This window comes from Janthinobacterium sp. GMG1, from assembly GCF_034427795.1.
Lineage (GTDB): Bacteria > Pseudomonadota > Gammaproteobacteria > Burkholderiales > Burkholderiaceae_D > Janthinobacterium.
The window spans coordinates 1-799 of sequence record NZ_JAXQNT010000039.1; the positions used below are offsets into that span (position 1 = coordinate 1).

At 56.3% G+C, this 799-nt stretch carries 1 protein-coding gene and 1 pseudogene; both read left to right on the forward strand.

Translation table 11 applies throughout. The features are described 5' to 3' along the window. A pseudogene (locus SJI03_RS28775) lies at nt 1–456 on the forward strand (hypothetical protein); the annotation flags it as partial. 67 nt (nt 457–523) lie between these two features. Further along, a partial coding sequence (locus tag SJI03_RS28780) for a DUF3304 domain-containing protein (RefSeq protein ID WP_322429454.1) occupies nt 524–799 on the forward strand: 276 nt, incomplete at its 3' end.

Genomic DNA, 799 nt, shown 5'->3' on the forward strand with positions numbered 1-799 from the left:
AATAAACCACCTGAAGAACGTTTTTATAAACGCGTATATGAGCTCAGCCGAAAGACGGAAGCCGCGCAACTGAAACAGAAGAATGGCGAAGCATTGACGCCGGAAGAGGAAGCACTGGTCAAGGAAGCGCAGTATGGCACTCCCTATCCGATCCGCACGGATGCCGACAGCGCCGACATGCGCAGCTGGGCGATTACCACGCAAACCTATACGCGGCGCGAGGGTGGCGGCTATATCTTGCGCCGAGGCTATTACCCGCAAAGCGGTTTCTTCCGGAAAAGCGTGCACGAGAAGGAGCTGCAACGCATGCCGACGGCCGGCATCGAGGCGAAAGAAGCACCCGAAGAATTTGTGTGGAGCGAAAACTTAACACAGGATATTGCGCAGGCCAAATCCGATGAAGAGATTTACCTGGCGCAGCAGCGCTACGCAACGCGTGCCGAGGCGCTCGCATAGAGCGTGATTTCAGCGCGGCTGGAGCCGGGTAGATTCATTTGGCGATTTTATAGATAGCGATGACATCATGACGACGTTGCTCAAGCACCATTGCTGGCGAGTCCTCTTGCTGGCCGCATGTTTACCCGGCGTCGCCATGGCCGCGAGCATTCAGGCGCTGAATTATTCTTCGCGCGAAGTCGATTACATCGCGGTTGAAAATCCGGGCAATACCAACAGCGGCGGCGGTGGCGATTCGATCCGTCCATACGGGCAGGGCGGATCGATATGCTGTTTCACCGTGCCGGAAAAGTGGCATGCGGATTTGAAGGTGGTGGTGGTCTATCAGTTGTCCCCGGACCCG